General features: G+C 70.7%; 25 protein-coding genes and 1 pseudogene. 13 read left to right on the top strand and 13 right to left on the bottom strand.

The features are described 5' to 3' along the window. The first annotated feature begins 80 nt into the window (after window positions 1–80). Window positions 81–1,646: an MDR family MFS transporter gene (locus tag RMT89_RS15210; RefSeq protein WP_315884290.1), complete on the top strand. Its 1,566-nt coding sequence runs from the start codon at window positions 81–83 to the stop codon at window positions 1,644–1,646. A gap of 3 nt (window positions 1,647–1,649) precedes the next feature. On the opposite strand, the gene cseC is transcribed toward RMT89_RS15210, so the two are convergent. The 5 genes from cseC to RMT89_RS15185 form a co-directional block, all read right to left on the bottom strand. Continuing rightward, entirely contained in the window at window positions 1,650–2,987 is a 1,338-nt protein-coding gene (gene cseC / locus RMT89_RS15205) for a two-component system sensor histidine kinase CseC (protein WP_315884289.1), read from the bottom strand. Window positions 2,988–2,999: 12 nt separating this feature from the next. Continuing rightward, the gene (gene cseB, locus RMT89_RS15200) at window positions 3,000–3,704 is read right to left on the bottom strand and encodes a two-component system response regulator CseB (RefSeq protein ID WP_315884288.1); all 705 of its coding nucleotides are present in this window, start codon (window positions 3,702–3,704) and stop codon (window positions 3,000–3,002) included. Between the two features lie 91 nt (window positions 3,705–3,795). Next, window positions 3,796–4,470 (bottom strand): hypothetical protein, encoded by a 675-nt coding sequence (locus tag RMT89_RS15195; protein WP_315884287.1) that lies wholly within the window; start codon window positions 4,468–4,470, stop codon window positions 3,796–3,798. Then, complete coding sequence (locus RMT89_RS15190; RefSeq protein ID WP_186283894.1) at window positions 4,458–4,997, bottom strand: SigE family RNA polymerase sigma factor; 540 nt, start codon at window positions 4,995–4,997, stop codon at window positions 4,458–4,460. The genes RMT89_RS15195 and RMT89_RS15190 overlap by 13 nt, the downstream gene beginning before the upstream one ends. A 206-nt stretch (window positions 4,998–5,203) precedes the next feature. Beyond that, window positions 5,204–6,124 (bottom strand): A/G-specific adenine glycosylase, encoded by a 921-nt coding sequence (locus tag RMT89_RS15185; protein ID WP_315884286.1) that lies wholly within the window; start codon window positions 6,122–6,124, stop codon window positions 5,204–5,206. Between the two features lie 241 nt (window positions 6,125–6,365). On the opposite strand from RMT89_RS15185, the gene RMT89_RS15180 reads away from it, so the two are divergent. Beyond that, entirely contained in the window at window positions 6,366–7,196 is an 831-nt protein-coding gene (locus RMT89_RS15180) for a hypothetical protein (protein ID WP_315884285.1), read from the top strand. Window positions 7,197–7,549: 353 nt separating this feature from the next. On the opposite strand, the gene disA is transcribed toward RMT89_RS15180, so the two are convergent. After that, a complete protein-coding gene (gene disA, locus RMT89_RS15175; protein WP_315884284.1) occupies window positions 7,550–8,674 on the bottom strand; it encodes a DNA integrity scanning diadenylate cyclase DisA in 1,125 nt (374 codons plus the stop codon). 81 nt (window positions 8,675–8,755) lie between these two features. Then, a complete protein-coding gene (gene radA, locus RMT89_RS15170; protein ID WP_315884283.1) occupies window positions 8,756–10,165 on the bottom strand; it encodes a DNA repair protein RadA in 1,410 nt (469 codons plus the stop codon). 220 nt (window positions 10,166–10,385) lie between these two features. Here radA and RMT89_RS15165 point away from each other — a divergent pair, with 220 nt between their 5' ends. Further along, window positions 10,386–12,143, top strand: a complete 1,758-nt coding sequence (locus RMT89_RS15165) for a BACON domain-containing protein (RefSeq protein WP_399498176.1) — start codon at window positions 10,386–10,388, stop codon at window positions 12,141–12,143. A 24-nt stretch (window positions 12,144–12,167) separates the two neighbouring features. Here RMT89_RS15165 and RMT89_RS15160 read toward each other — a convergent pair whose 3' ends face one another. Next, entirely contained in the window at window positions 12,168–13,019 is an 852-nt protein-coding gene (locus RMT89_RS15160) for a hypothetical protein (RefSeq protein ID WP_315884281.1), read from the bottom strand. A gap of 83 nt (window positions 13,020–13,102) precedes the next feature. On the opposite strand from RMT89_RS15160, the gene RMT89_RS15155 reads away from it, so the two are divergent. From RMT89_RS15155 to ilvD, 4 genes are all read left to right on the top strand, one after another. Next, window positions 13,103–14,041 carry a Ppx/GppA phosphatase family protein gene (locus RMT89_RS15155; RefSeq protein WP_315884280.1) on the top strand — a complete coding sequence of 313 codons (939 nt, stop codon included), beginning with the start codon at window positions 13,103–13,105 and terminating at the stop codon, window positions 14,039–14,041. A 152-nt stretch (window positions 14,042–14,193) separates the two neighbouring features. Continuing rightward, window positions 14,194–15,018 (top strand): sugar phosphate isomerase/epimerase, encoded by an 825-nt coding sequence (locus tag RMT89_RS15150; RefSeq protein ID WP_315884279.1) that lies wholly within the window; start codon window positions 14,194–14,196, stop codon window positions 15,016–15,018. Continuing rightward, window positions 15,015–15,626, top strand: coding sequence for a TetR family transcriptional regulator (locus tag RMT89_RS15145; protein WP_315884278.1), 612 nt, complete (start codon window positions 15,015–15,017; stop codon window positions 15,624–15,626). Before RMT89_RS15150 ends, RMT89_RS15145 begins: the two co-directional genes overlap by 4 nt. Before the next feature lie 116 nt (window positions 15,627–15,742). After that, entirely contained in the window at window positions 15,743–17,596 is a 1,854-nt protein-coding gene (gene ilvD / locus RMT89_RS15140; RefSeq protein WP_315884277.1) for a dihydroxy-acid dehydratase, read from the top strand. A gap of 55 nt (window positions 17,597–17,651) precedes the next feature. Here ilvD and RMT89_RS15135 read toward each other — a convergent pair whose 3' ends face one another. After that, the gene (locus tag RMT89_RS15135) at window positions 17,652–19,748 is read right to left on the bottom strand and encodes a serine/threonine-protein kinase (protein WP_315884276.1); all 2,097 of its coding nucleotides are present in this window, start codon (window positions 19,746–19,748) and stop codon (window positions 17,652–17,654) included. Window positions 19,749–19,931: 183 nt separating this feature from the next. Between RMT89_RS15135 and RMT89_RS15130 the strand changes: the two genes are divergently transcribed. From RMT89_RS15130 to RMT89_RS15120, 3 genes are all read left to right on the top strand, one after another. Beyond that, a complete protein-coding gene (locus RMT89_RS15130; protein WP_315884275.1) occupies window positions 19,932–20,246 on the top strand; it encodes an SH3 domain-containing protein in 315 nt (104 codons plus the stop codon). 154 nt (window positions 20,247–20,400) lie between these two features. Next, on the top strand, window positions 20,401–20,892 hold the full coding sequence (locus RMT89_RS15125; RefSeq protein ID WP_315884274.1) for an EamA/RhaT family transporter: 492 nt from the start codon (window positions 20,401–20,403) through the stop codon (window positions 20,890–20,892). A gap of 68 nt (window positions 20,893–20,960) precedes the next feature. Continuing rightward, window positions 20,961–21,725, top strand: coding sequence for a class I SAM-dependent methyltransferase (locus RMT89_RS15120; protein WP_315884273.1), 765 nt, complete (start codon window positions 20,961–20,963; stop codon window positions 21,723–21,725). Window positions 21,726–21,790: 65 nt separating this feature from the next. Here the strand turns inward: RMT89_RS15120 and RMT89_RS15115 are convergent, their stop codons facing one another. Together RMT89_RS15115 and RMT89_RS15110 are read right to left on the bottom strand one after the other, a co-directional pair. Beyond that, the gene (locus RMT89_RS15115) at window positions 21,791–22,099 is read right to left on the bottom strand and encodes a hypothetical protein (protein ID WP_315884367.1); all 309 of its coding nucleotides are present in this window, start codon (window positions 22,097–22,099) and stop codon (window positions 21,791–21,793) included. Then, a pseudogene (locus RMT89_RS15110) lies at window positions 22,005–22,323 on the bottom strand (SulP family inorganic anion transporter); the annotation flags it as partial. The pseudogene RMT89_RS15110 and the gene RMT89_RS15115, both read right to left, overlap by 95 nt. A gap of 208 nt (window positions 22,324–22,531) precedes the next feature. Between RMT89_RS15110 and RMT89_RS15105 the strand changes: the two are divergent. From RMT89_RS15105 to proC, 3 genes are all read left to right on the top strand, one after another. After that, a complete protein-coding gene (locus tag RMT89_RS15105; protein ID WP_399498172.1) occupies window positions 22,532–23,353 on the top strand; it encodes an ABC transporter ATP-binding protein in 822 nt (273 codons plus the stop codon). Then, on the top strand, window positions 23,350–24,150 hold the full coding sequence (locus RMT89_RS15100) for an ABC transporter permease (protein ID WP_315884271.1): 801 nt from the start codon (window positions 23,350–23,352) through the stop codon (window positions 24,148–24,150). Before RMT89_RS15105 ends, RMT89_RS15100 begins: the two co-directional genes overlap by 4 nt. Window positions 24,151–24,259: 109 nt before the next feature. After that, window positions 24,260–25,072, top strand: a complete 813-nt coding sequence (gene proC, locus RMT89_RS15095) for a pyrroline-5-carboxylate reductase (RefSeq protein WP_315884270.1) — start codon at window positions 24,260–24,262, stop codon at window positions 25,070–25,072. 44 nt (window positions 25,073–25,116) lie between these two features. Here the strand turns inward: proC and trpS are convergent, their stop codons facing one another. Together trpS and RMT89_RS15085 are read right to left on the bottom strand one after the other, a co-directional pair. Next, window positions 25,117–26,136, bottom strand: coding sequence for a tryptophan--tRNA ligase (gene trpS / locus RMT89_RS15090; protein ID WP_315884269.1), 1,020 nt, complete (start codon window positions 26,134–26,136; stop codon window positions 25,117–25,119). A gap of 420 nt (window positions 26,137–26,556) precedes the next feature. Further along, window positions 26,557–26,836, bottom strand: a 280-nt coding sequence (locus tag RMT89_RS15085) for a hypothetical protein (RefSeq protein ID WP_315884268.1), incomplete at its 5' end; no start/stop codon positions are given.

The following is a 26,836-nucleotide window of genomic DNA, read 5'->3' as shown; positions in this document are numbered from 1 at the left end:
CCCGGCTAGTTACGCCTCTACTTTCCTGCAGTGTAGACAACTAGCCGGTCGGCAAGTAAGTAGCTGGGGGAGTGGGAGTCATGGCGCAGACACAGGCCGTGGACGCGGTACCGGAGAAACAGCCCAAGAGCGTGCGGGTGGTCCTGCTGGCTCTCATGATCACGATGATGCTGGCGATGCTCGACAACATGATCATCGGTACGGCGATGCCGACGATCGTGGGGGAACTGGGCGGGCTCGAACACCTCTCCTGGGTCGTCACCGCGTACACCCTCGCCACCGCCGCCTCCACGCCGCTGTGGGGCAAGATCGGCGACATGTACGGGCGCAAGGGCGTCTTCATGAGCTCGATCGTGCTCTTCCTGATCGGCTCCGCGCTCAGCGGCATGGCCCAGGACATGGGCCAGCTCATCGGCTTCCGGGCCGTACAGGGTCTCGGCGCCGGCGGTCTGATGGTCGGTGTGATGGCGATCATCGGTGACCTGATCCCGCCCCGGGAACGAGGCAAGTACCAGGGCATGATGGCCGGCGTCATGGCGCTCGCGATGATCGGCGGACCGCTGGTCGGCGGCACCATCACCGACCACTGGGGCTGGCGCTGGGCCTTCTACATCAACCTGCCGCTCGGCATCGTCGCCCTGCTCGCCATCAGCGCGGTCCTGCAGCTGCCGAAGAAGCGGGCGCAGGCACGGATCGACTATCCGGGTGCCGCGCTGCTGACCGTGGGCATCACCGCGATCGTGCTGGTCACCACCTGGGGCGGCACCGAGTACGCCTGGACGTCCGCGCGGATCATGGAGCTGATCGGCATCGGGGTCGCCGCGCTCGTCGGCTTCGTGTTCTGGCAGACCAAGGCCGCCGAGCCGGTGCTGCCGCTGCACATCTTCCGCAGCCGCAACTTCACGCTGATGTCCGTCATCGGCTTCATCACCGGCTTCGTGATGTTCGGCGCCACGCTCTTCCTGCCGCTCTACCAGCAGTCCGTGCAGGGAGCGTCCGCCACCAACTCCGGGCTGCTGCTCCTGCCGATGCTCGGCGCGATGCTGGTGACCTCGATGGTCGCGGGCCGGGTGACCACCAACAGCGGGCGCTACTACGTCTTCCCGGTCGTCGGCAGTGTGCTGATGGTCATCGGGCTGTACCTGCTGTCCACGATGGACACCGGAACCTCGCGGCTCACCTCCGGGGTGTTCATGGCCGTCGTCGGTCTCGGCATGGGCTGTCTGATGCAGATCACGATGCTGGTCGCGCAGAACAGCGTGGAGATGAAGGACATGGGCGTCGCGTCCTCGTCCAGCACCCTCTTCCGTACGCTCGGCTCCTCCTTCGGCGTCGCGATCATGGGCGCGCTCTTCAACAACCGGGTCCAGGACGTCATGGCCGAGCGGGCCGGGGCGCTCGGCTCGAAGGTGACCGAGCAGTCCGCGCAGTTGGACGCGGCGAGCCTGGCGAAGCTGCCGGAGGCGGCGCGGGAGGCGTACCAGCAGGCGGTGTCCACGGGCACGCACTCGGCGTTCCTGCTCGGCGCCGTGGTGGCGGTGGTCGCGCTGGTCGCGGCGGTCTTCGTGAAGGAGGTACCGCTCAAGGGCGCGGGACCGAAGGAGGACGCCCCGGCGCCGAAGGCCCCGGTGGCGGAGACCGTCTGAGTCCTACGGAAGCATGGGATAGCTCCCGGTGTTCGTCGGGGCGTGTTCCGGCAGCCACAGCACCGCCACCGCCCCCTCCGCCGGTAGGCCCTCCGGGGCGCCGGCGGGGCGGATGTTGCGGAAGGTCAGACGGGCGCCGAGGACCCGGGCCTGGCCGGCCGCGATGGTCAGTCCGAGACCGTGTCCGTGTCCGGCCCGGTCGCTGCTCCCGGTGCGAAAACGGCTCGGCCCGTCCGCGAGGAGGGCCTCCGGGAAGCCGGGACCGTGGTCGCGGACCCGGATGACCCGCCCCTCGACGGTGACCTCGATCGGCGGCTTGCCGTGCCGGGAGGCGTTGGCGAGCAGGTTGAACAGCACCCGCTCCAGGCGCCGGGGGTCGGTCGTGACCTCCGACTCGTGCACGACACGGACCTCGACGTCCGGATCCTTCGCCGAGACCCGCCGGGTGATGAACTCGCCCAGCATGATGTCCTGCAACTCCGCCCGCTCCGAGGCCCCGTCGAGCCGGGCCACCTCCAGGACGTCCTCCACCAGCGTGCGCATGGCCTTCGCCCGGTCCAGGACCAGCTCGGTCGGCCGCCCCGGCGGCAGCAGCTCCGCCGCGGTCAGCAGCCCGGTCACCGGCGTACGCAGCTCGTGCGCGATGTCGGCCGTGACGCGCCGCTCGGCCTCAAGCCGCTGCTGCAGCGCGTCCGCCATGGCGTCCACCGCCCGCGCGAGGTCGTCGGTCTCGTCCCGTACGACCCCGCCGATCGCCTCCCGCACCCGGACGTCCGTCTCGCCCTTGGCGACCTGCCCCGCCGCGACCGCCGCCTTGCGCAGCCGGCGTGACATCTGCCCGCCGACCAGCACACCGATCGCGCTGCCGCCGAGGACGACCGCGATGGAGCCGATCACCAGGGCCTGGTCGAGGTCCTTGAGGATGTCGGTGCTGCGGTCGGTGAACCCGCTGTGCAGCGACAGCACCCGCCCGTCCTGCACCGGCACGGCCGCCCAGATGTCCGGCCCGCCGTCCGGCGAGTCGGTGACATACGTCGCCCGCCGGCCCTCCCGGACCTTGTCCCGCAGCGGCCCCGGCAGCTCCTGGTCGTCGACCTTGACGTTCGGGAAGTTCGGACGCCCGGACAGCTCGTAGTTGCGCTGTGCGATCTGGATGCGCTCGTCGGCGAGATCGCGCGCGTTGTCCAGCATCGACACCCGGGCGGCGTTGTGCACGACCAGGCTGAGCGCGACCGCCACCAGGGCGCCGACCAGCGCGATGGCCGCGCTGAGCTTCCACCTCAGCCCGGTACGTATATCGGCCGCGCGCAGATCCGCGCGGCGCCAGGAGATCCCCCGCATTCCCCGCCCCGCTCAGGCCTTGAGCTTGTAGCCGAAGCCGCGGACCGTCTCGATCCGGTCCTGGCCGATCTTCGTACGCAGCCGCTGCACATGGACGTCGACGACCCGGGTGTCCCCGCCCCAGCCGTAGTCCCACACCCGCTCCAGGAGCTTGTCCCGGGAGAGCACGGTGCCCGGCGCGGAGGAGAACTCCAGCAGCAGCCGCATCTCGGTCGGGGTGAGCGCCACCGGCTGCCCTGCCCGGCGTACCTCCATGCCCTCGGTGTCGATCTCCAGCTCGCCGAAGGTCAGCACCCCGCCGCTCGCCGTCGCCCCCGGCTCCTCGGCCTGCGCGCCGCCGCTCGCGTGCCCGAAGCGGCGCAGCACCGCGCGGATGCGCGCGACGAGTACGGCACCGTCGAACGGCTTGGTGACGTAGTCGTCCGCGCCGGCCTCCAGCCCCAGCACGACATCGATGGAGTCGGCCCGCGCCGACAGCATGATCACCGGCACGGTCGACTCGTCCCGGATCCGCCGGCACAGGCTGACGCCGTCCAGGCCGGGAACCATGACGTCCAGCAGGGCGATGTCGGGCCGGTTCGCCCGGAACGCCGCCAGGCCCGACAGGCCGTCGGGCATGGCGGTCACCGCGAAGCCGTCCCGTTCCAGGGCGAGCTGGGTGGCCTCGCGGATGACGTCGTCGTCCTCGACGAACAGAACGTGGGTCTGGTCTGCCATCCCGGTGCTCTCAGTCCTCGTGGTCGTGGGTGTCCAACAGATGATCGGACCGAGCGGCCCGATCGGTTCACACCGGTGGTGGTCAGGGTGGTCAGGTTTCCGGCACCGGCGAGGTCTCGTCGCCGACGACCGTGCCGTAGTCGTTGTGCCAGAAGTACTCCTGGGTGAAGCGGCCCTCGTTCCAGCGGTACGTGATCACGTTCTCGCCGGACGGACTCGACACCGGGTCGCCCTTCCCGTAGACCTGCTTGCTCACCACCAGATCGCCGCGGTCGATCTGCGCGTAGACCGGCGGCTCCTCGGCCTTGAACACATTCTCGTACGCGCCGTTCTGCTCGCGATACACATACGACCCCACGCCCACGCCGTCTGCGCAGGTCAGGACGTTGACCACGACGTCGTCGGAGGATCCGCCGGTCAGGTCGCCGTAGGAGGTGTCGATGGGGTAGTCGTCGGCGGCACAGGGCTTGAGATCGCGCTTGACCTCGGACGAGACCAGCGGGTCCGCCTTGACGATCCGCACGACCTCCGCCTGACCGGGGCGGCCGGTGGACATGGGCGAGGGGGCCGACGAGGGGGTGACGGCGGCGCCCGCCGCCGACTCGTCGTGCGCGGGGCCCTCGTCCCGGGCGCCGGTGCCGCCGGTGGCGCAGGCGGACACGAAAAGGGCGAGGGCGGCGAACACGACGAGCGCCGTGATCACCGCCTGGTGGGACCCCCGGGCAGGTACCGGCCCCGCACTGGCCTTGTCGGCTAGGCCGCGCAACGCTCCCGCTCCTCACGCTCCAGCGCGCGTGCGTCCAGATCGCGGCTCTCCAGCTCCTCGCGGAGCCGGGCGAGCGCCCGGTGCAGCGTGCTCTTGACCGTTCCGGCCGACATGCCGAGGGCGGCGGCCGTCTCCTCCGTGGACATCTGCTCCCAGTGTCGCAGCACGACCACACTGCGCTGCTTGGGGGCGAGCACCTTCATGACGTCCATCAGCAGAGCGCGGTCCGCGTGCTGCTCGGTGGAGTCGTCGACCGAGGCGTCCGGGAGCTGCTCGGTCGGCACCTCCTCCAGCTTGCGGGCCCGCCACCACTCGGTACGCGTGTTGATCATCACCCGGCGCAGATAGGCGTCCGCGAGCCGCTTGTCCTCGATGGTCTCCCAGCGGCCGTACGTCCGTACCAGCGCCGTCTGGAGGAGGTCCTGGGCGTCCACGGGGTCCGGCACCAGCCGACGCGCGCTGCGCAGCAGCGCGTCCTGCCGGGTGCGGACGTACTCCTCGAATTCGAGCACCTCGCCCTGCGCCATGTTGACCGCCTCCACATCCCCGTTGACTTTCGTCGCGCTCGTGTCGAGCACGGACATGAAGCTACGGAGCTGTTGTCACGGCGCTGTCCGAAGCAGCCTGCGGCTGGCACTCGGCTGTCCGTCGGTTGTGTAACGGAAGGAGGAAACGGGTAAAGCAGCGCACTGAATCGGGCCGGTATGGGGTGATGTGGCGTTCCGCCCGGGCCTCAGGTCAACGGGAGCCGATACAAACCACCCGGCAGTGGCTCCACCAGACCGTCCGCGACCAGACCGTCCAGCGCCCGGGCGCGCTGTACCGGTTCATGCCATACGCGGTCCAGGACCGTCTGCGGCACGGGCGCGTGGGCCTCGCGCAGCACGGCGAGCAGCTTGCCGCGGACCTGACGGTCGGTGCCGGCGTAGGTCTGGCCGCGGCGCGGCGGGCCCTCGTGCTCCGGCTTGCCCGCGAGCCGCCAGGCGCACTGCGCGGCGATCGGACAGCGGTGGCACGACTCGTTCTTCGCCGTGCACACCAGCGCGCCCAGCTCCATGGAGGCGGCGGCCCAGCGCGCGGCGGTCGGCTCGTCCTCGGGCAGCAGCGCGCGGGCGAGCTTGCGCTCGGCTGCGGTGGTGGCGTTCGGCGGGTACCGCACGCCGGTCACCGCCCGCGCGATGACCCGGCGGACGTTGGTGTCGAGCACCGGGTGCCGCTGCCCGTACGCGAAGGAGGCGACCGCGGCCGCCGTGTACTCCCCGATGCCGGGCAGCGCGAGGAGCTGGGCGTGATCGGTCGGTACGTCGCCGCCGTGCCGTTCCGTTATCGCGCCCGCGGCCCCGTGCAGCCTGAGCGCGCGGCGCGGATAGCCGAGCCGGCCCCAGGCGCGGACGGCCTCGCCCGGAGCCTCGGCGGCCAGGTCGGCGGGGCGCGGCCAGCGGGCCAGCCACTGCTCGTAGACGGGCAGGACCCGGGTCACCGGCGTCTGCTGGAGCATGAACTCGCTGACCATCACGCCCCACGGTCCGGCCTCGGGCCGCCGCCAGGGCAGATCCCGGGCGTGGCCGTCGAACCAGTCGATGACGGGGGCGTGCAGCGGGGACGCTCCGCTGAGGGACTCGGGGAGGGCGTCGGACTTCGTGGGCGCAGTCATGGCCTTACCGATCCTGCCATGCGGGACGGGCCGGACGGTGACACCGCCACCCCTTGGGGTACGGGATCTTGAGGGGGCTCCACCAACCCGAGTTCGGCAGCGGTCAGTGGCTCGACCTGACGAAAGACAGGGGTGGAGACGCCGGTTGGGGCGACTCTCCGGGATGATGATCCGGAAAAGTTGCGGCCCGGGGTGGCGGGTGGGGCAAGCGAACGCGCCGATCTCTCGTACAGTTTGCGCCGTGGGATCTCTGCGCAATCCGGTCGGGCCGCTTCCCTCCTCCATCTACTGGCGACGGAGGGCCGTACTGCTGTCCGTGGTCGCCCTGTTGGCGCTGCTGATCACCTGGGTGCTCACCTCGGGCGGCGGAGGCGGCAAGAACGACGCGGACGGAAGCAACGGCAAGAATCCCGCACCGTCGACGATCACGCCGGGGCCGTCCGGCTCCGGCCCCGCGATCAGCCAGGCGCCGGGCGGACGGGACGAGTCGGGCGACGAGGACACCGGTGGGTCGGGGTCGGGGGACGGGTCGGGGTCCGGCTCCGGTGACACGGCGGGTTCGGGCGACGGCTCGGGCTCCGGGTCCTCCGACGGGAGCGCAGGTGGCGGCTCGACGGGCGGCGGTACGGGTGTTGGCGCGGGCGACGCGCTTCCGGCGGGGTCCTCATTGCCCAACTGCACTGCGGGCGCGGTGAAGTTGACGGTACGGAGTGTGCGCAACACGTACGGGCCCGGTGAGACGCCGACCCTGGAACTCACCGCGACGAACTCCTCCGGCGGCGACTGCAAGGTCGATCTGGGCCCGAAGAACGCGGTCCTGACGATCACTCAGGCAGGCAGCGACGACGCCTACTGGTCCTCCGCGGACTGCCCGAAGACCGCCGCCAGCCTGCCCTTCCGAGTGGCCGCCGACAGCAGCGTCACCTACACGGTCAAGTGGGACCGCAAGCCGAGCGCGCCCCAGTGCGCGACGCCTCCGGCGGGCTCGGCGGCGGTCGGCACCTACCTGGTGGAGGCGACGACTCCGGGCTTTACGAAGGCGCAGACGTCGTTCGTGCTGGAGAAGGACTGACGGCTCGCCCGGCGGGTCGGCCCGGCGGTGCCGGGTGCCGCTCGAACGTAACGGCCGCGCGCCGCAGGCTGGAAGTGTCCTGAAGATCTGGCTTGGGACGCCCCGATCGCCCAGGTTCGCCCGCAGAAGTCGATCGGGGCAATCCGGTGCAAGTCGGGCGGGTTTTCAAGATTCTCAGTGGTCTCCTAGACCCGTACTTCGCAGGTCACCCGATCGTGAAGACCAAGCGGTCGTAGCTGATCGCTCGCCGGTCGGAACCGCAGCAGCGATGGCCGTCTCGGTCCGGCCCGGTCGAGATCGGACGCCGTGAGGCCGATGCGGAGAACCTTTTCGGCGACCTGCGAAGTACGGGCCTAGACGTACCGCTCCAGAATCGAAGACTCCGCCAGCCGCGACAGCCCCTCGCGCACGCTCCGCGCCCGGGCCTCGCCGACCCCGTCCACCGTCTGCAGATCGTCCACGCTCGCGGCCAGCAGCTTCTGCAGCCCGCCGAAGTGCTCCACCAGCCGGTCGATGATCGCCCCGGGCAGCCGCGGCACCTTCGCCAGCAGCCGGAAGCCCCGCGGCGACACCGCGGAGTCCAGCGCCTCGGGCGACCCGGTGTATCCCAACGCCCGGGCCACCGTGGCCAGTTCCAGCAGCTCCGCATGGCTCAGCGCGTCCAGTTCGGACAGCGCCTCCTCGACCGTACGGGACCGCTTGGCCGTCGGCTCGGGCACATAGTCCCGGACCACGAGTTCCCGCTCGGGCTCGACACCCGCGATCAACTCGTCCAGCTGAAGCGCGAGAAGCCGCCCGTCGGTACCCAGCTCCACCACGTACTCGGCGATTTCGGTGGCGATCCGCCGGACCATCTCCAGCCGCTGCGCCACCGCCGAGACGTCCCGGACCGTCACCAGGTCCTCGATCTCCAGCGCTGACAACGTTCCCGCGACCTCGTCGAGACGCAGCTTGTACCGCTCAAGGGTCGCCAGCGCCTGATTCGCCCGGGACAGAATCGCCGCGGAGTCCTCCAGCACCCGCCGCTGCCCGTCGACGTACAGGGCGACCAGCCGCATGGACTGGGAGACGGAGACGACGGGGAACCCGACCTGCTTGCTGACCCGGTCCGCCGTACGGTGCCGGGTGCCCGTCTCTTCCGTGGGGATCATCGGATCCGGCACCAGCTGCACACCGGCACGCAGGATCTTCGACAGGTCGGAGGAGAGCACGATGCCGCCGTCCAGCTTGCACAGCTCCCGCAGCCGGGTCGCCGTGAACTCGACATCCAGCACGAATCCGCCCGTGCACATGGCCTCGACGGTCTTGTCGGAGCCCAGCACGATGAGCCCTCCGGTGTTGCCACGGAGGATCCGTTCCAGCCCGTCGCGCAGGGCCGTGCCGGGTGCCACGGCGCTCAGTGAGGCGCGCATCAGGCCATCGGCACCGGAGCTCCCACCGGACTTTCCGGGAGCTGCTGCCCGGTCGTTGGCTGCCACTGCACTCCTCCGGTCGCAGGATCTGGGGCGCTCCCGTTTCGCACACTTCATTCGTACGGACGGGCGAGACCAGGGCAAAGTCTACCGGCGGTCCTCGTCGTCCCGTGGGGCGTCTCGTCGACGCGAGCGCGGAAGGACCCGGAGAGCGTCCCCTATGTCCGCGACTTCCAGCACCTTCATCCCCGCAGGGATCTTCCCGGGGTCGCCCGGCACGAGCGCGTGCGTGAAGCCCAGCCGGTGCGCTTCGGAGAGCCGGCGCTGGACGCCCGTGACCCGTCTGACCTCGCCCGCAAGGCCCACCTCGCCGATCGCGACGAGGTTCTTCGGCAGCGGGGTGTCGCTCGCGGCGCTGGCCAGCGCGAGGGCGATGGCGAGGTCCGCGGCGGGCTCGGAGAGCTTCACTCCGCCGACCGTCGCGGAGTAGATGTCCCGCTTGCCGAGGGCGCTGATCCGGCCGCGCTGTTCCAGTACGGCGAGCATCATCGAGACCCGGGAGGTCTCCAGGCCGGAGGTGGTGCGGCGCGGGGAGGGGATCTGCGAGTCGACGGTGAGCGCCTGCACTTCGGCGACCAGGGGGCGGCGGCCCTCCAGGGTGACCGTCAGACAGGTACCGGGGACCGGTTCGTCACGACGGGTCAGGAAAAGTCCGCTTGGGTCGGTAAGTCCAGTGATGCCCTCGTCGTGCAGTTCGAAGCAGCCGACCTCGTCCGTCGCGCCGTACCGGTTCTTGACGCCGCGCACCAGGCGCAGGCGCGCGTGCCGGTCGCCCTCGAAGTGCAGGACGACGTCCACGAGGTGCTCCAGCAGGCGGGGGCCCGCGATGGCGCCGTCCTTGGTGACATGGCCCACGAGCAGCGTGGACATCCCGCGCTCCTTGGAGGCCCGGATCAGCGCCCCGGCCACCTCCCGCACCTGCGCCATGCCGCCCGGGGCGCCGTCGATCTCCGGGGAGGCCACCGTCTGCACGGAGTCCAGGATCAGCAGGGACGGCTTGACCGCGTCCAAGTGGCCGAGCACCGCCGACAGGTCGGTCTCGGCGGCGAGATACAGATGGTCGTCGAGGGCCTTGATGCGGTCGGCGCGCAGCCGGACCTGGCTCGCCGACTCCTCGCCGGTGACATAGAGGGTGCGGTGCTCGTCACTGGCCGCCTTGGCCGCGACGTCGAGCAGCAGCGTGGACTTGCCCACACCGGGCTCGCCCGCGAGCAGCACGACGGCCCCGGGCACGAGCCCGCCGCCGAGCACGCGGTCCAGCTCGGGCACCCCGGTGGACCGGGCGGTCGCCTGCCGTCCGTCGACCTGTCCGATGGGCACGGCCGAGTTGGTCACACGCCCGGGCGCCGTCGTACGGACCGCGGGCGCGCCGTACTCCTCGATCGTCCCCCAGGCCTGACACTCGGGGCACCGACCGAGCCACTTCGCCGTCTGCCACCCACACTCGGTGCAGCGGTAGGAGGGGCGCTCTTTGGCGGACTTCGTACGGGCAGCCATGGACGGAACGGTATCCGGCCCCACTGACAACGCCCTCGGTGGCGGCGGGTACGGAACGGCCGCCCCCGCCCCGACTGCGTGAAACCAGCCGCCGTCGCCGGGAACCAGCCACGGAATCCGTGGCTCCTGTCCCCTTATGAGGGATCGTTTCACCCGTACGGATTAAATGTCCTCAAGGTGGAAGAAGCCGCCTCCCCGACCCGCCTACGGTCCACGGGTGATGAGCAGCAGTCCGGAGACCTCCACCCGCACCACCGGCGCACACCGAGCGCACCGGGAGGCGCGCGACCGAGGCGCGGCGCGCACCCTCGCGCAGCGCCCGCCCGCGCGCTACGAGCCGTACCTGGACGGCCTGTTCACCTACTGCCTCTCCGTGCTGTGCGACCACGACACCGCGACCGCCGCCCTGGGCGACGTCCTCGCCCTGGCCGAGCGCCGCGGGCAGCGCGTCCCGGAGGCCGCCGCCGATCGCCGGGCCTGGCTGTACGCCGTCGCCCGCTGGGCATGCCTGCGCAAGCTGGCCGAGGCCAAGCAGAAACGTCAGGCCACCCACGCGGCGGGCCGCCACGGCACCCATCGGCAGCCCACCGCCCCGCCCGTCTCCGAGCAGGTCCAGGAAGACCGCAGACGCCAACTCTCCCTGCTCGCCTGGCCGGAGGCGGCCGGCACCACCCCCGAACAGCGCGAGGCGCTCGAACTCGCCGTACGCCACCACCTCGCCGCCCACGAGGTCGCCGCCGTGCTCGGCATGGACCCCACAGCCGCCCGCGAGCTGCTCGCCTCCGCCGCCTGTGAGGTGGAGCGCACGCGCGCGGCGCTCGCCGTGGTGGAGACCGGCACCTGCCCGAGCGTCGCCCGCCTCACCGGCGACAACCAGCTCGTCCTCAGCACAGCCCTGCGCCGCGAGCTGGTGCGCCACGTCGACGACTGCCCCCGCTGCCGCCGTACCGCCGAACGCGCGGTCCCCGGCCGCTGGCCCGGCGCCACCGTCACCCCGGCCGAGCTGCCCGTCCTGGAGGCGCCGCGCGCGGCGCTGCACGTCGCCATGGCGCACGTCCCACGCGCGCGGGGCACCGCCCCCCGCTTCGACCGCCGCGGCTTCCCGATGGACCCCAAGGACCGGGCCGCCCGCCGGGACCGCCTCCGCGCGCGTGCCGTCACCACGACCGTCGTCGCCACCGTCGTCGCCGCGCCCGTGCTCGCCCTGTGGGCGGCCTACCGGGGCACGCCCACCGGCGAGCCGACCGAGGGCCGCTCCGCCAGCGCGAGCGAGGCGCACGGCCCGGGCGCCCTGGACCGCGAGACGGCCGAGGACGGCTACGAGAACGCCGGCAACGCCAGCACCCACCCCGGCGGACGCCCCGCCAAGGGCACCAAGCCCGATGTCACGGTCGAGGTCATCAGCGTCACCGGCACCGGCAAGAAGGGCGCGGCACAGCTCGACGTGACGGCGGGCAACCACGGCGACACCACGTTCATCACCCTGACCGCGACCGGCGACGCCCCCGTGCGCTGGTCCGCCACCACCGGCGCCTCCTGGCTCTACCTGAGCCGGTCCTCGGGAACCCTCGCCCCCGGCGCATCGTTGACGATCAAGGTGTACGTCGACCCGCTGCGCGAGCCGTCCGGGTACTGGAGCGCACAGGTCGCCGTCTCACCCGCCGGAGCCGTCGTCCGCATCGAGGGCTACGGCACCGCGCCCAGCCCCTCCGACCCCGGACCGGGCAGCCCCGATCCGGAACCCACGGATCCCACTCCGAGCGACCCGCCCCCGTCGTCGCCGGACCCGACACCCACCGACCCCGAGCCGACGCCGACCGAGCCGACGCCCACGGACCCCACGCCCACGGACCCCACGCCGAGCGACCCGCCGCCCTCGTCCTCCGACCCGGACCCGCCGCCGTCCGGCCCGGGGGACCCGGGAGGCTCGACGCCACCGCCGAGCGGCAGCGGCGACCCGAGCCCGACCACGTCGTAGCCCTCGGGGTGGTTCTTGGGGCCGTCAGTCCACCGGATCCGCGGGATGCGGAGCCAACAGGGGCAGCTGCGAGGCCAGCCGCTCCTCGCACAGCTCGACCAGGCGGTCGTAGCCGGCCTTGCCCATCATCTCGATCAGTTCCGGCCGGTAGGAGACATACACCGGCTCACCGGCGCCGTGTGCCGAGGTCGCCGAGGTGCACCACCAGTGCAGATCATGGCCGCCCGGGCCCCAGCCGCGGCGGTCGTACTCGCCGATCGACACCTGGAGCACCCGGGTGTCGTCGGGCCGGTCGATCCAGTCGTAGGTCCGCCGGACCGGAAGCTGCCAGCAGACGTCCGGCTTGGTCTCCAGCGGCTCGCGGCCCTCCTTGAGGGCGAGGATGTGCAGCGAGCAGCCCGCGCCGCCCGCGAAGCCGGGCCGGTTCTGGAAGATGCACGAGCCCTGGTACGGCCGGGTCTGCCGGTCGCCGTCCTCGTCCTCCGAGATCCATCCGGTCTCCGTGCCCACGTCATGGTGCTGCCAGATCTCCGGAGTGAGCCTCGCCACGTGCTCGGCCACCCGCTTCTCGTCGTCATCGTCGGAGAAGTGGGCGCCCAGGGTGCAGCATCCGTCGTCCGCGCGGCCTGCTTGGATGCCCTGGCAGCCGCTGCCGAAGATGCAGTTCCAACGAGAGGTCAGCCATGTCAGATCGCACCGGAAGATCTGCTCGTCGTCTGCCGGATCGGGGAACTCCACCCACGCGCGTGCGAAATCGAGCCCCTTCTCGTCCGCAGCCAGGGCCTTCCTCTTCGCCTTCTTCGACGGCTTCACCTGCGAAGAACCGTCGGATGATTTGGCCGTCTTCTGGTCCTTCGCCTTTTTCGTCTTTGGCACTCGTCCAGGGTAAGTCGCCCGAGACCCCGGCCGGGACCGCACCGGGGGCGGTGCCCGGCTCGGCTGGCAGTAGCGTTCCGTACATGAGACTCGGTGTCCTCGACGTGGGATCGAACACGGTGCATCTGCTGGTGGTGGATGCGCACCCGGGCGCGCGCCCGCTGCCCGCGCACTCGCACAAGGCGGAGCTGCGCCTTGCCCAACTGCTCGACGAGAGCGGGGCCATCGGGCCCGACGGGGTCGACAAACTCATCGCGGTCGTCAAGGAAGCGCTCCAGGCCGCCGAGGACAAGGGTGTGGAGGACCTGCTGCCGTTCGCGACCTCCGCGGTGCGCGAGGCCAGCAACGCCGATGACGTCCTCGCGCGCGTGAAGGCCGAGACCGGGGTGGAGCTCCAGGTCCTCACCGGCGCCGAGGAGGCCCGGCTCACCTTCCTCGCCGTCCGCCGCTGGTTCGGGTGGTCGGCCGGAAAACTGCTGGTCCTGGACATCGGCGGCGGCTCCCTTGAGATCGCCTACGGCATCGACGAGGAGCCGGACGCCGCGGTGTCGCTGCCGCTCGGCGCCGGCCGCCTCACCGCCGCCTGGCTGCCCGGCGATCCGCCCGACCCCGAGGACATCCGCGCCCTGCGCCGGCATGTCCGCGCCCAGATCGCGCGTACGGTCGGCGAGTTCAGCCGCTTCGGACGCCCCGACCATGTCGTGGCCACGTCCAAGACCTTCAAGCAGCTCGCCCGCATCGCAGGCGCCGCCCGCTCCGCGGAGGGCCTGTACGTCCAGCGCGACCTGAAGCGCGAGTCCCTGGAGGCGTGGGTCCCGCAGCTCGCCGGCATGACAGCGGCGGAACGCGCCGAACTCCCCGGCGTCTCCGAAGGCCGCGCGGGCCAGCTCGTAGCGGGCGCGCTGGTCGCCGAGGGCGCGATGGACCTGTTCGGCGTGGAGAACCTGGAGATCTGCCCGTGGGCGCTGCGGGAGGGCGTGATCCTGCGGAGGATGGACCACCTTCCGGCTGTGCGACGGTGACGGCCGGGGCGGCGGGGTAGGGCGCTTCCAGGGGAGGGGGCATCCAAGTGAAGTGGGCCACCCCACCCCGCCTGGCTGATTGCCGCGCCCCCCACACCCCGCCAGCGGCCGTCGGCTCCACCGTGCCGAGCGAGGCCCCGTACCCTGTCTCCGTGGCAGAACCAGTGGTGCGCATCCCGGATGCGAAGGTCGCGCTGTCTACGGCCTCGGTCTATCCGGAGTCGACGGCGACGGCCTTCGAGATCGCGGCGCGCCTCGGCTACGACGGCGTCGAGGTCATGGTGTGGACCGATCCGGTCAGCCAGGACATCGAGGCACTGCGCCGGCTCAGCGACTACCACCAGATCCCGATCCTCGCCGTGCACGCCCCCTGCCTGCTCATCACCCAGCGCGTGTGGTCCACCGACCCCTGGACCAAGCTCCAGCGCGCCCAGGCGGCGGCCGAGAAGCTGGGCGCGAGCACGGTCGTCGTGCACCCCCCGTTCCGCTGGCAGCGCCAGTACGCGCGGGACTTCGTCGCCGGAATCTGGCGTATGGCGAACGAGACGGATGTGCGGTTCGCCGTAGAGAACATGTACCCCTGGCGCTACCGCGACCGCGAGATGCTCGCGTACGCCCCCGACTGGGACGTCACCAAGGACGACTACCGTCACTTCACGATCGATCTCAGCCACACCGCGACCGCCCGCACCGACGCCATCCATATGATCGACCGCATGGGTGACCGGCTGGGGCATGTGCACCTCGCGGACGGCCGGGGTTCGGCGAAGGACGAGCACCTCGTCCCGGGCCGCGGCACCCAGCCCTGCGCCGAGGTGCTGGAACGTCTCGCCCTGACCGGTTTCGACGGCCATGTCGTCATCGAGGTCAACACCCGGCGGGCGATGTCCAGCGCCGAGCGGGAGGCCGACCTCGCCGAGGCGCTGGCCTTCACCCGTCTCCATCTGGCCTCCGCGGTGAAGGTGCCCCGACCGTGACCGACACCGCAGCACCCCGCAGGGGCCGGGGCCGTCGTACCCGCAGTGAATCCGCCGACACCAGGGCCCGGATCCTGGCCGTGGCCCGCGAGGAGTTCTCCGAGCGGGGGTACGAGAAGACGTCCGTGCGCGGCATCGCCAAGGCGGCCGGGGTGGACTCCGCTCTCGTGCACCACTACTTCGGCACCAAGGAACAGGTCTTCGAGGCGGCCGTGGAGGTCGCCTTCGCGCCCGCGTTCCGGGCCCGCGACACCGTCCTCGACGGCCCCCTCGACGGCGTCGGCGAACGGCTGACCAGGATGATCTTCGGTCTCTGGGAGAACCCGGTCACAAGGGCTCCGCTGCTCGCGATCGTCCGCTCGGCCGTCAACAACGAGAGCGCGGCCGCCGTCTTCCGCAAGCTGGTCGCGGCCCAGCTGCTGCGCCGTATCGCCGAACAGCTCGACCTCCCGGACGCCGAACTGCGCGCCGAGCTCGCGGCCGCCCAGCTCGTCGGCATCGCGATGATGCGGTACGTCATCAAGATCGAGCCGATTGCCTCGGCGGACCCGGAGCAGATCATCACGAGGGTGGCACCCGTCGTACAGCGCCACCTGACCCAGCCCTGACGAGCACACGGCCGCCGACCGAGACGTACATCCCGCATTCCGGACACCGTGTCCGGACCCTGGATGACCGGCGTACGCTCAATAGCAGCCCTATCTGTCTGAAGGAGCGAGCGACGATGCCCGAGCTGAGGTCCCGCACAGTCACCCACGGTCGCAACATGGCGGGCGCCCGCGCCCTTATGCGCGCCTCCGGTGTACCCGGTGCGGACATCGGCCGTAAGCCGATCATCGCGGTCGCCAACAGCTTCACCGAGTTCGTGCCGGGCCACACCCACCTCCAGCCGGTCGGCCGGATCGTCAGCGAGGCCATCCGCGAGGCGGGCGGCATCCCGCGCGAGTTCAACACGATCGCCGTCGACGACGGCATCGCGATGGGCCACGGCGGCATGCTGTACAGCCTCCCGTCCCGCGACCTGATCGCCGACTCGGTCGAGTACATGGTCGAGGCCCACTGCGCCGACGCCCTGATCTGCATCTCCAACTGCGACAAGATCACCCCGGGCATGCTGAACGCGGCTCTCCGCCTCAACATCCCCACGGTCTTCGTCTCCGGCGGCCCGATGGAGTCCGGCCGCGCCACGCTGGTCGACGGCACGGTCCGCACCCTCGACCTGGTCGACGCGATCTCCGACGCCGTGAACGACAAGATCTCGGACGAGGACATCCTCCGTATCGAGGAGAACGCCTGTCCGACCTGCGGCAGCTGTTCCGGCATGTTCACCGCCAACTCGATGAACTGCCTCACGGAGGCCATCGGCCTCTCGCTCCCGGGCAACGGCTCGGTCCTCGCCACGCACACGGCCCGCAAGGGTCTGTACGAGGACGCGGCCCGCACGGTCATGGACATCACCCGCCGCTACTACGAGCAGGACGACGAGACGGTCCTGCCGCGCAACGTCGCCACCTTCCAGGCCTTCGAGAACGCCATGGCCCTGGACATCGCGATGGGCGGCTCCACCAACACGATCCTGCACCTGCTCGCCGCCGCGCAGGAGGCGGGCGTCCCCTTCGGCCTTGAGCAGATCGACGCGGTCAGCCGCCGCGTCCCGTGCCTGGCGAAGGTCGCGCCGAACGTCGCCAAGGACCGCACGTACTACATGGAGGACGTGCACCGCGCCGGCGGCATTCCCGCCCTGCTCGGCGAACTGCACCGCGCGGGCCTGCTGAACGAGGACGTGCACGCGGTCCACAGCCCGTCCCTGGCGGACTGGATGAAGACCTGGGACGTCCGCGGCGGCTCTCCGTCGGCGGAGGCGGTGGAACTGTGGCACGCGGCCCCCGGCTGCGTCCGCTCCGCCGAGGCCTTCTCCCAGTCCAAGCGCTGGGAGGCGCTGGACGAGGACGCCGAGGGCGGTTGCATCCGCAGCGCCGAGCACGCGTACTCCAAGGACGGCGGCCTGGCGGTCCTGCGCGGCAACCTCGCGGTCGACGGCTGTGTGGTGAAGACGGCCGGCGTCGACGAGTCGATCTGGACCTTCGAGGGCCCGGCGGTCGTCTGCGAGTCGCAGGAAGAGGCCGTCGAGAAGATCCTCAACAAGCAGGTCACGCACGGCGACGTGGTGGTCATCCGCTACGAGGGCCCCAAGGGCGGCCCCGGTATGCAGGAGATGCTCTACCCGACGTCCTTCCTCAAGGGCCGCGGTCTCGGCAAGACCTGCGCCCTGATCACCGACGGCCGCTTCTCCGGGGGCACCTCGGGCCTGTCCATCGGCCACGCCTCCCCTGAGGCGGCCTCCGGCGGCACCATCGCCCTCGTCGAGGACGGCGACCGCATCCGCATCGACATCCCGAACCGCACGATCGAGTTGCTGGTCGAGGATGCGGAACTCACACGCCGCCAGCAGGCGTTGAACGGGGCGTACGCCCCGAAGAACCGCGAACGCAAGGTCTCGGCGGCACTGCGGGCGTACGCGGCGATGGCTACCAGCGCGGACAAGGGCGCGGTGCGGGACGTCACGAAGCTGGGCTGATACCCGGCACTTGGGGCCGCCTTCTGCTTCGGCGGGGGGCGGCCCTTTGGCGTGCCTACCAGTCGGTGGGGTTGCGTGTGTCGAGGGCGAAGACGGAGCCGTCGGGGGCTGCGGCGTACACGTAGCCGTTGGCAAGGAGAGGGGCCGGGATCTCGAATGCCACCTGGTCGGCCTTCTTGGAGAGCCGCGGGGGAGTCTGGCCGACGAGCTCGCCGCTTCGGGCGTCGACGGCGAGCAGCCGTCCGTCGGCGACGGCGACGTAGACGTGCCGCCCGTCGGCGACCGGCGCCGAGCCTCGGCTCACGGAGGTCTCAACGGACCACAGCCGCCTGCGCCGGTCCATGTCGACAGCCTCCAGGGCGCCGCCTCTGGACAGGAGGTGGACGACGCCTCCGCGCACCGTGGCGAGGGGGTCTTGGCGGGGAACCGGCAGGGTCACGCGCTGCGAGGCCCGGGACTCGGGGTTGTAGCGGATCACCGCGGTCGTGTCCCCGGAGGGCGCGACCGAGAGGAAGTAGACGGAGCCGTCCTGGGCACCGACGGGCTTCAGCGTCCCGCTCATTTCCGTCTCCCATCGAACGGCGCCCGTGGCCGGATCCACTGCGGTGACGAGCGTGCTCGTGCCGTCGGCGGACGGGCTCGTCGCATAGGCGAGGGAGTCCCCGGCGAACGACGAGAAGTACGGCGCGCTCTGGCCGGGTATCCGATGGCTCCACGTCGTGTCGCCGGAGGCGGCGTCCACTCCGGTGACAGTCCCGTCCGCGCCAGTGAACAGGAGCGTGTCTCCGGCCGCCCGCTTGCTGCTGTGGCTCGGCGCCTTCCGCTCCCAACGAGCCTTCCCGGAACCGGGATCGAGGCCTTCCAGATCGGGGTCCTGGACCGTCGGGGGCTGTACGAGCCCACCCGCGAGCACCGGCGGTCCACTTCGGTGTGCCTTTGCGACGGAGTGCCGCCAGAGCACACGGCCGTCGGACGGATCAAGGCCGAAAACCACGTCGGACTGCGCGCAGAGCAACTTGCCCGCCCCGTACGAGCACTGGGGCATGGATGCCGCCCCGGACACCGACTCGGTTTGCCACGCGCCGAACGCGGCCGCCGTCGTCCGGGTGCCCCTCCCCTCCGTTGCCGGGGCATCGCCGCCGGCCAGGTGAACGGTCACGAGACCACCGCCCACCAGGAGCGCCAGCACGCCTGCCGCCAGTACTGCCTGACGGCCGTGTCGCCTCCGGGCCGGCCGCGCGGCAGGTTTCTTGGTGCGGCGGGGCTCGGCCGGGGGCTCGTCGCTCGTCCGCTGGGCCGGGATGAACGCCTGCGTGTCGTAGGAGGCCGCCACGGACCGCAGAGCCCGCATCAACTCGTCGGGCGTGGGCCGGTCCTCGGGCTCCTTGGCGAGACACCGCTGGATCAGCGGCGCCAGGTTCGCCGGTACGCCGGTCAAGTCGGCCTCGTCGTGCACGACTTGGTAGGCGACGACGTACGGACTGTCCGAGTCGAACGGCCCGCGCCCCGTGGCCGCGTGCACCATGACCGACCCCAGCGCGAAGATGTCCGCGGCGGGACCGACCTCCCGCGGCCGTCGGAACTGCTCGGGCGCCATGAACGGCGGCGTGCCGATCAACTTCCCTGTCTCGGTCCGCAGTTCACTGTCTTTTGGCCGAGAGATGCCGAAGTCGATGACCTTCGGTCCGTCCTCGGCGAGGAGCACGTTGCTCGGTTTCAGATCCCGGTGGACGACCCCGACCCGGTGGATGTCACGCAGCGCCTCCGCGAGCCCGGCCATCAGCCGGCGCAACTGCTCCGGAGCCATCGGGCCGTTCCGCTTGACATGATCGGAGAGTGTCGGCCCCGGTATGAACAGCGTGGCCATCCAGGGGCGTTCGGCCTCCGGATCGGCGTCTACCACGGACGCCGTGAAGGCACCGCTCACCCTTCGGGCCGCTGCTATCTCCTGCCGGAACCGCCCCCTGAACTCGCGATCCCGGGCGAACTCGGCATGGATGACCTTCACCGCGAGCTTCATCCCCGAGGTGCTGCGCGCCAGATGGACGACGCCCATGCCGCCGGAGCCCAGGCAGGACTCCAGCCGGTAGTGACCGGCGTACTCGGGAAGTTCCGCTTCCGCGCCCGCTCCGGCGTTCCGCTGTGGCGCCATGGGACCACCCCCGTGCTGTTCGTCCGCGCGCGCGACGCACGGAGCCTAGTCGATGACTCGTACGAGACAGAGGCGGCTTGCTAGCCTCTGCGTGCGAGTTGCGTACTTGTGTTTCATGGCGCGATTCAGGGGAATCAACGGGGCCCCACGGCAGACGTGGGGTTCAACGGGGGAGGTTTTTCCATGTCTGTTGACCGTGCAGGAGAGGTCGAGGGCGGGGAGCAGGTCGAGGCGCTCGCCACCGCGTCCTATCGCTACTACTCGATCGCCCCGGGCGTCCGTCTCAACGTCCGCAACGGGCCCGGCACCAACTACGACATCGTGCGCGTGCTACCCGAGGGTTCACGCGTCCCGATCTACTGCCAGATGCCGGGCACGACCGTGACCGGCCCGTACGGCACGAGCAAGATCTGGGACAACATCAGCAACGGCGAGTTCGTCTCGGACGCGTACGTGAACACCGGCAGCGACGGCTACGTGGCCTCCCGCTGCGGCTGACTCCGCAGACAGGGGAACGACCTGACCCCGCTCAGTCGTAGATCACTCCTGTCCGAGGGCGCCAAGGTCCACACGGGCAGCGACGGCTACGTCCGTCCGTCCTGCGCCTGAGCCCCTGCGGGGACCCCCGGCCGGCCGGAGCGATAATCGACGCGTGAGCGACGACAACGGCACCCCCGACCCGGCCGCGGGCCCCCGCCCCGAACCCATCCGCTTCTTCGGCACGACCTGGGTCGGTCACACCGACGGCTACACGGCCCGCCGTATCGGCGTCGCCGTGGGCTCGCTCGCGGCCGGGGTCGTCTCCTGCCTGGTCCTGCGCTTCGCCTACGAGGGCCTGCAGATCGCCGCCGTCGGCAGCCTGGTCACCGTCCTCATGACCGTGATGTTCGCGATCTGCAGCGCCCTCGCCTTCCGGAACACCTGGGAAGGCTTCGGCAAGCGCCCCGACCCCGCCCGCCAGGCCTCCCTGCGCGGCTTGCTGGCCATCGGCTTCGTCGGCTCCCTGCTCGCCTACTTCTTCCGCTCCCTCACCGAGGCCCCTGGCGAGAAGCTCCACCGCGAGGAGTACGAGACGGCCCAGCAACTCTACGAGAAGCGCACCAAGCGCCGCTCGGGCAACCCGAAGAAGCGCCGCCGCTCCTGACCGCCCGGCGAGGAACCGCTCTCACCGAAACCGAACCCCCGGAGCGCCCACCCCGCCACCATGGCTCCATGACGGCAGCCTCTCCCCACTCCACCCGCGCCCACTCCTTCAACGCCGCCGCGGCCCAGTACACCGCCAACCGCCCCTCCTATCCACCCGCCCTCTTCGACGCCGTCGAGGAACTGGCCAGCCGCCCCCTCGCCGCAGCGCGCGTCGTGGACGTCGGGGCCGGTACGGGAATCGCCACCGCGCTCCTGCACGCCCGCGGCGCCGAAGTCATCGCCGTGGAACCCGGCGACGGCATGGCGGCCCAGTTCCGCCGGGCGCACCCCGGGATCCCCATCGTCCGCGGCACCGGCGACGCCCTCCCCCTGGCCGACTCCTCGGCCGACCTCCTCACCTACGCCCAGGCCTGGCACTGGACCGACCCGGCCCACTCGATACCCGAGGCCCTGCGCGTACTGCGCCCGGGCGGCGCGCTCGCCCTGTGGTGGAACACCTACGCCCTGGACGTCCCCTGGATAGCCGCCCAGGCGAACCGCATCGAGCACTTCTTCGGCATCGACCCGATCGTCGAGAAGAACGGCGCCGGCGCCCGCGCCGCCGACCCCGAGGACCGCGTCGACTTCACCCGGCGAGTGGTCCGCTGGAGCCGCCGCATCCCGATCGACACCCACCTCGCCAACCTCGGCAGCCACTCGATCTTCCTGGTCCATGGCGAGGGCAGCACCACCTTCCTCACCGAGGAGCGGGCCCACCTGCTGAAGGCCTTCCCCGACGGCACCGTCGAGGAGACCTACGACGTCGACCTCCTGGTCGCCACCCACCCTTGACCGCTACGGCAGACCCGCCACCCACCCTTGACCGCTACGGCAGACCCGCCACCCACCCTTGACCGCTACGGCAGACCCGCCACCCACCTCGCCCCGCGCGCCGCGGCCCACCCCTCAAGGGCCGCGGCACAGGCATGGTCCAGATGCCGCAACCGGCCCAGCTCCAGCCGCACCGCACGGTCCCGCGGCAACGCCTCCAGCGCGTCCAACAGTTTCGGCAGCCGCAGGACCGTCGCATGCCCCACCACCCCTACGACGATCCCGGCGTCCCCCCGGTCCTCGGAACCACCGCCCGAGCCGCAGCGCCCCGAGCCCGACCTGCACCAGCCCGGCGCCGAGCACCAGCACTCCGAGCGCCTCGATCCCGTAGGCACGCACAGCCTCGTGCACCAGTACGGTCAGTCCCACCGCGGGGCCGCTGATCCGCAGGCTGCTCCCGGGCAACGCCCCGGCGACCAGCCCGCCGACGATCCCGGTCACCAGCCCCAGTTCGGCGGACACACCGGAGGCCACGGGCCACGCCCACGCATGGCGGCAGGGCCACGAGGAACACGACAAACGAAGCGAACAGATCGGCCTTGCCTACGCCATGGCGCATCACAGCAGCACCCCCGGTTGCGAACGCCTCGGCGGACTGAAATCCACCGTCAGGAACGAGCAACCTGCTCTGCACGTGGTCGCCATGCACGTCCGGAACCCCTGGAAGCACGCAAACCGGACGGCCCGCCTCCGATCACTCCTCCGTACGCCTGCGCCATCGAGCGCCACCACTTGACGGCGCCCCTCACTCGCGAGTTAATCAGCACATGATGAATATCCATCGCGACCCACCAGCCACAGAAATTTCTCCAAACATGGATAAGTCACCCGCCATCCGCGCCGAAGGCCTCACCGTCGCCCGCGGCCCCCGCACCGTCCTGCGCGGCATCGACTTCACCGTCCCGCGCGGCCAGATCACCGGCCTCCTCGGCCCCTCCGGCTGCGGCAAGTCCACCCTCATGCGCTCGATCGTCGGCACCCAGGCCAAGGTCACCGGCACCCTCGACGTCCTCGGCCACCCCGCCGGCCACCCCAGACTGCGCACCCTCATCGGCTACGTCACCCAAGCCCCCTCCGTCTACGACGACCTGACGGTCCGCCAGAACCTCGAATACTTCGCGGCGATACTCACCCCCGGCCACGCCGCCGCCGACCGGCGCCACGAGAACGTCACCCGCGCCATCGAGGACGTCGACCTCACCAGCCACGCCGACGCCCTCGCCGGCAACCTCTCCGGCGGTCAGCGCAGCCGCGTCTCCCTCGCGGTCGCGCTCCTCGGCACCCCCGAGCTCCTGGTCCTCGACGAACCCACCGTCGGCCTCGACCCCGTCCTCCGCCGCGACCTGTGGGACCTCTTCCACAACATCGCCGCCCAGCGCGGCGCCACTCTCCTCATCTCCTCCCACGTCATGGACGAGGCCGAGCGCTGCCACCGCCTCCTCCTGATGCGCGAGGGCCAGATCCTCGCCGACGACACCCCCGACGCCCTGCGCACCCGCACCGACTCCGAGACCGTCGAAGCGGCGTTCCTGCACCTGGTGGACGAGGCCGTCGCGGCCGCCGCCCGCGAGAAAGAGACCACCCGATGAGCACCACAACCCACACACCCGGCACGACCGCCACGGTCACGCCCGCCCCGACCAGCGCCCTGAACCTCTCCCGCACCACCGCCACCGCGGCCCGGGTCCTGCGCCAACTCCGCCACGACCCCCGCACCATCGCGCTGATGATCCTCGTCCCCTGCGTGATGCTCTTCCTGCTGCGCTACGTCTTCGACGGCGACCCGCGCACCTTCGACAACATCGGGGCATCCCTCCTCGGGATCTTCCCGCTGATCACGATGTTCCTGGTCACCTCCATCGCCACCCTGCGCGAACGCACCTCCGGCACCCTGGAACGCCTCCTCGCCATGCCCCTCGGCAAGGGCGACCTGATCGCCGGCTACGCCCTCGCCTTCGGCACCGTCGCGATCGTCCAGTCCATCCTCGCCACGGCCCTCGCCCTGTGGGGCCTCGGTCTGGACGTCACCGGCAGCCCCTGGCTGCTCCTGCTGGTCGCACTCCTCGACGCCCTCCTTGGCACCGCCCTCGGCCTCTTCGTCTCGGCCTTCGCCGCCTCCGAATTCCAGGCCGTCCAGTTCATGCCGGCCGTGATCTTCCCCCAGCTCCTCCTCTGCGGCCTGTTCACCCCGCGCGACAACATGCACCCCGTCCTGGAGGGCATCTCCAACGTCCTCCCCATGTCCTACGCCGTCGACGGCATGAACGAAGTCCTCAAGCACACCGACATGACGGCCGCCTTCGTACGCGACGCCCTGGTCGTCGCGGGCTGCGCCCTCCTCGTCCTCACCCTCGGAGCCGCCACCCTGCGCCGCCGCACGGCATAGCCGGCCGCCCCACCCGCCGACGTCCCGCCCACCGGACACCCCACCCACACTCAAGCCCTCGATGGGAGGATGAACACCGGACGACGCAACCCCGGAGGGCACCCCAGCCATGACGCAGAAAGTCGCAGTCCTCGGCACCGGCAAGATCGGCGAAGCCCTGCTCAGCGGAATGATCCGAGCAGGCTGGGGCCCGGCCGACCTCCTGGTCACCGCCCGCCGCCAGGAACGGGCCGAGGAACTCCGCAGCCGCTACGGCGTCACCCCGGTCAGCAACCCTGAAGCCGCCAAGACCGCCGACACCCTGATCCTCACGGTCAAGCCGCAGGACATGGGCACCCTCCTCGATGAACTCGCCCCCCACGTCCCCGCCGACCGCCTGGTCATCAGCGGAGCCGCAGGCATCCCCACCTCCTACTTCGAGGAGCGCCTCACCGCGGGCACCCCGGTCGTCCGTGTCATGACGAACACCCCCGCCCTCGTCGACGAGGCCATGTCCGTCATCTCCGCCGGCAGCCACGCCACCGAGGACCACCTCGCCCACACCGAGGAGATCTTCGGCGCCGTCGGCAAGACGCTCCGCGTCCCCGAGTCCCAGCAGGACGCCTGCACCGCCCTGTCCGGCTCGGGCCCGGCGTACTTCTTCTATCTGGTCGAAGCCATGACCGACGCCGGCATCCTGCTCGGCCTGCCCCGCGACAAGGCCCACGATCTGATCGTCCAGTCCGCGATCGGCGCCGCGACGATGCTCCGTGACAGCGGCGAGCACCCCGTAAAGCTCCGCGAGAACGTCACCTCGCCGGCCGGCACCACGATCAACGCCATCCGCGAGCTGGAGAACCACGGCGTCCGGGCCGCCCTCATCGCCGCCCTCGAAGCCGCCCGTGACCGCAGCCGCGAACTCGCCTCCGGCAACAACAGCTGACGCCCGGCCGCCCCCGCGCACGAGGGGCGGCCCAGCACACAGCCCTAAGCGGTCACCCCGATATCCGCGGCCGCAGGCAGCAGCCCGATCGCCCGATACGCGGCATCCACGGTCGGCCGCGCCATCGCCCGAGCCCTCTCCGCACCATCCCGCAGCACCCCCTCCACATAGCCAGGATCAGCGCACAGCTCCCTGTGCCGCTCCTGCACCGGCCTGAGAACCTCCACCACGGCCTCCGCGGTGTCCTTCTTCAAAGAGCCATACGACTCATATACACCGCTCAGGTCCTCGGGGTTCCCACCCGTGCACGCCGCGAGGATCTCCAGCAGATTCGCCAGGCCAGGCCGCTCCTCCCGGTCGTACACGACCTCCCGCCCGCTGTCGGTGACGGCCCGCATGACCTTCTTCCGCACCACGTCCGGCTCGTCCAGCAGATAGACGATCCCCGGCCCGACGTCATCGCTCTTGCCCATCTTCGACGTCGGGTCCTGCAGATTCATGACCCGAGCGCCCACCGCCGGATGCGTGGCCCGCGGCACCACGAACGTGTTCCCGTACCGCTGGTTGAACCGCCCCGCCAGATCCCGCGTCAGCTCCACATGCTGCGCCTGGTCGTCCCCGACCGGCACCTCATCACTGCCGTACGCCAGGATGTCCGCCGCCATCAGCACCGGATAGGTGAGCAGCGACAGCCGCACACTCCCACCACGCCCCCGCTCCTGCGCGGCCTTCTCCTTGTACTGGATCATCCGCCGCATCTCGCCGTCCGTGGCCACGCACTCCAGCACATAAGACAGCCGCGCGTGCTCATCCACATGACTCTGTACGAACACGGTGCACAGCGCCGGATCAAGCCCCGCCGCGAGCAACAGCGTCGCCGCCTGCCGACTGAGCCTGCGCACCCGCGCCGGATCGTGCTCCACGGTGAGCGCATGCAGATCGACGATGCACAACAGCGCGTCGGCCTGGTGCTGGTCGACCTGCGCCCACCGCCGCATGGCCCCGAGGTAGTTCCCCAGAGTCAGATGCCCGGTCGGCTTGACCCCGCTGAAGACCCGCGTCATCTCTCCACCTCCTGGTCGAGACCGCCACACCCGGCCGGCCGACCCCCTGGAGGGAGATACAAGAACGGCCGCCGAGGCGGCGGCCGTTGAGTGCATACGTGACTACGGCCGCCGTCAGGCGGCCCACCACAGTTGGGTGCACGTACGCGTTGTCATGCGGCCCAGACTACGCCTCCAGGGGTCCGTCCGGAGCTGAGTTGACACTCCTCGACGCGGTCCGTACTGTTCTCCGAGTTGTCCGACGTGAGCGCCGACTCCGGTCGGTCCCCGGACAGCCATTCCGCAAGACCCAACCAACACTCGGCAACAGTCGATCATTCTGTCGTAGTGTCATTGGCATGTGTATTTGCGAAATGAGGAATCCACGTTCGAAAGGACGCGGCCCCCGATTAGCTCGGGAGCCGGGAATCCGCTAAAGTCTCACTCGTCGGAACGGCCCGCAACGGCCGCGAAGGCAAACTCCCGCTGACTGGGAATCAGGCCCGAAAGGATCTGATAGAGTCGGAACCGCCGGAAAGGGAAACGCGAAAGCGAGAACCTGGAAAGCGCCGAGGAAATCGGATCGGAAAGATCTGATAGAGTCGGAAACGCAAGACCGAAGGGAAGCCCGGAGGAAAGCCCGTGAGGGTGAGTACAAAGGAAGCGACCGTTCCTTGAGAACTCAACAGCGTGCCAAAAGTCAACGCCAGATATGTTGATA

The sequence above is a fragment of the Streptomyces sp. P17 genome, from assembly GCF_032436805.1.
Taxonomy (GTDB): Bacteria; Actinomycetota; Actinomycetes; order Streptomycetales; family Streptomycetaceae; genus Streptomyces.
The sequence above is the reverse complement of the archived record's forward strand: the minus strand, read 5'-3'. Positions and strand labels throughout refer to the sequence as shown.

Bases quoted from the DNA above. Each gene is read 5' to 3' on its own strand.
- RMT89_RS15210 (WP_315884290.1), top strand. From the start codon at position 81: ATGGCGCAGACACAGGCCGTGGACGCGGTACCGGAGAAACAGCCCAAG.
- cseC (WP_315884289.1), bottom strand. From the start codon at position 2,987: ATGCGGGGGATCTCCTGGCGCCGCGCGGATCTGCGCGCGGCCGATATA.
- cseB (WP_315884288.1), bottom strand. From the start codon at position 3,704: ATGGCAGACCAGACCCACGTTCTGTTCGTCGAGGACGACGACGTCATC.
- RMT89_RS15190 (WP_186283894.1), bottom strand. From the start codon at position 4,997: ATGGCGCAGGGCGAGGTGCTCGAATTCGAGGAGTACGTCCGCACCCGG.
- RMT89_RS15185 (WP_315884286.1), bottom strand. From the start codon at position 6,124: ATGACTGCGCCCACGAAGTCCGACGCCCTCCCCGAGTCCCTCAGCGGA.
- radA (WP_315884283.1), bottom strand. From the start codon at position 10,165: ATGGCTGCCCGTACGAAGTCCGCCAAAGAGCGCCCCTCCTACCGCTGC.
- RMT89_RS15165 (WP_399498176.1), top strand. From the start codon at position 10,386: ATGAGCAGCAGTCCGGAGACCTCCACCCGCACCACCGGCGCACACCGA.
- RMT89_RS15155 (WP_315884280.1), top strand. From the start codon at position 13,103: ATGAGACTCGGTGTCCTCGACGTGGGATCGAACACGGTGCATCTGCTG.
- ilvD (WP_315884277.1), top strand. From the start codon at position 15,743: ATGCCCGAGCTGAGGTCCCGCACAGTCACCCACGGTCGCAACATGGCG.
- RMT89_RS15135 (WP_315884276.1), bottom strand. From the start codon at position 19,748: ATGGCGCCACAGCGGAACGCCGGAGCGGGCGCGGAAGCGGAACTTCCC.
- RMT89_RS15130 (WP_315884275.1), top strand. From the start codon at position 19,932: ATGTCTGTTGACCGTGCAGGAGAGGTCGAGGGCGGGGAGCAGGTCGAG.
- RMT89_RS15120 (WP_315884273.1), top strand. From the start codon at position 20,961: ATGACGGCAGCCTCTCCCCACTCCACCCGCGCCCACTCCTTCAACGCC.
- RMT89_RS15105 (WP_399498172.1), top strand. From the start codon at position 22,532: ATGATGAATATCCATCGCGACCCACCAGCCACAGAAATTTCTCCAAAC.
- RMT89_RS15100 (WP_315884271.1), top strand. From the start codon at position 23,350: ATGAGCACCACAACCCACACACCCGGCACGACCGCCACGGTCACGCCC.
- proC (WP_315884270.1), top strand. From the start codon at position 24,260: ATGACGCAGAAAGTCGCAGTCCTCGGCACCGGCAAGATCGGCGAAGCC.
- trpS (WP_315884269.1), bottom strand. From the start codon at position 26,136: ATGACGCGGGTCTTCAGCGGGGTCAAGCCGACCGGGCATCTGACTCTG.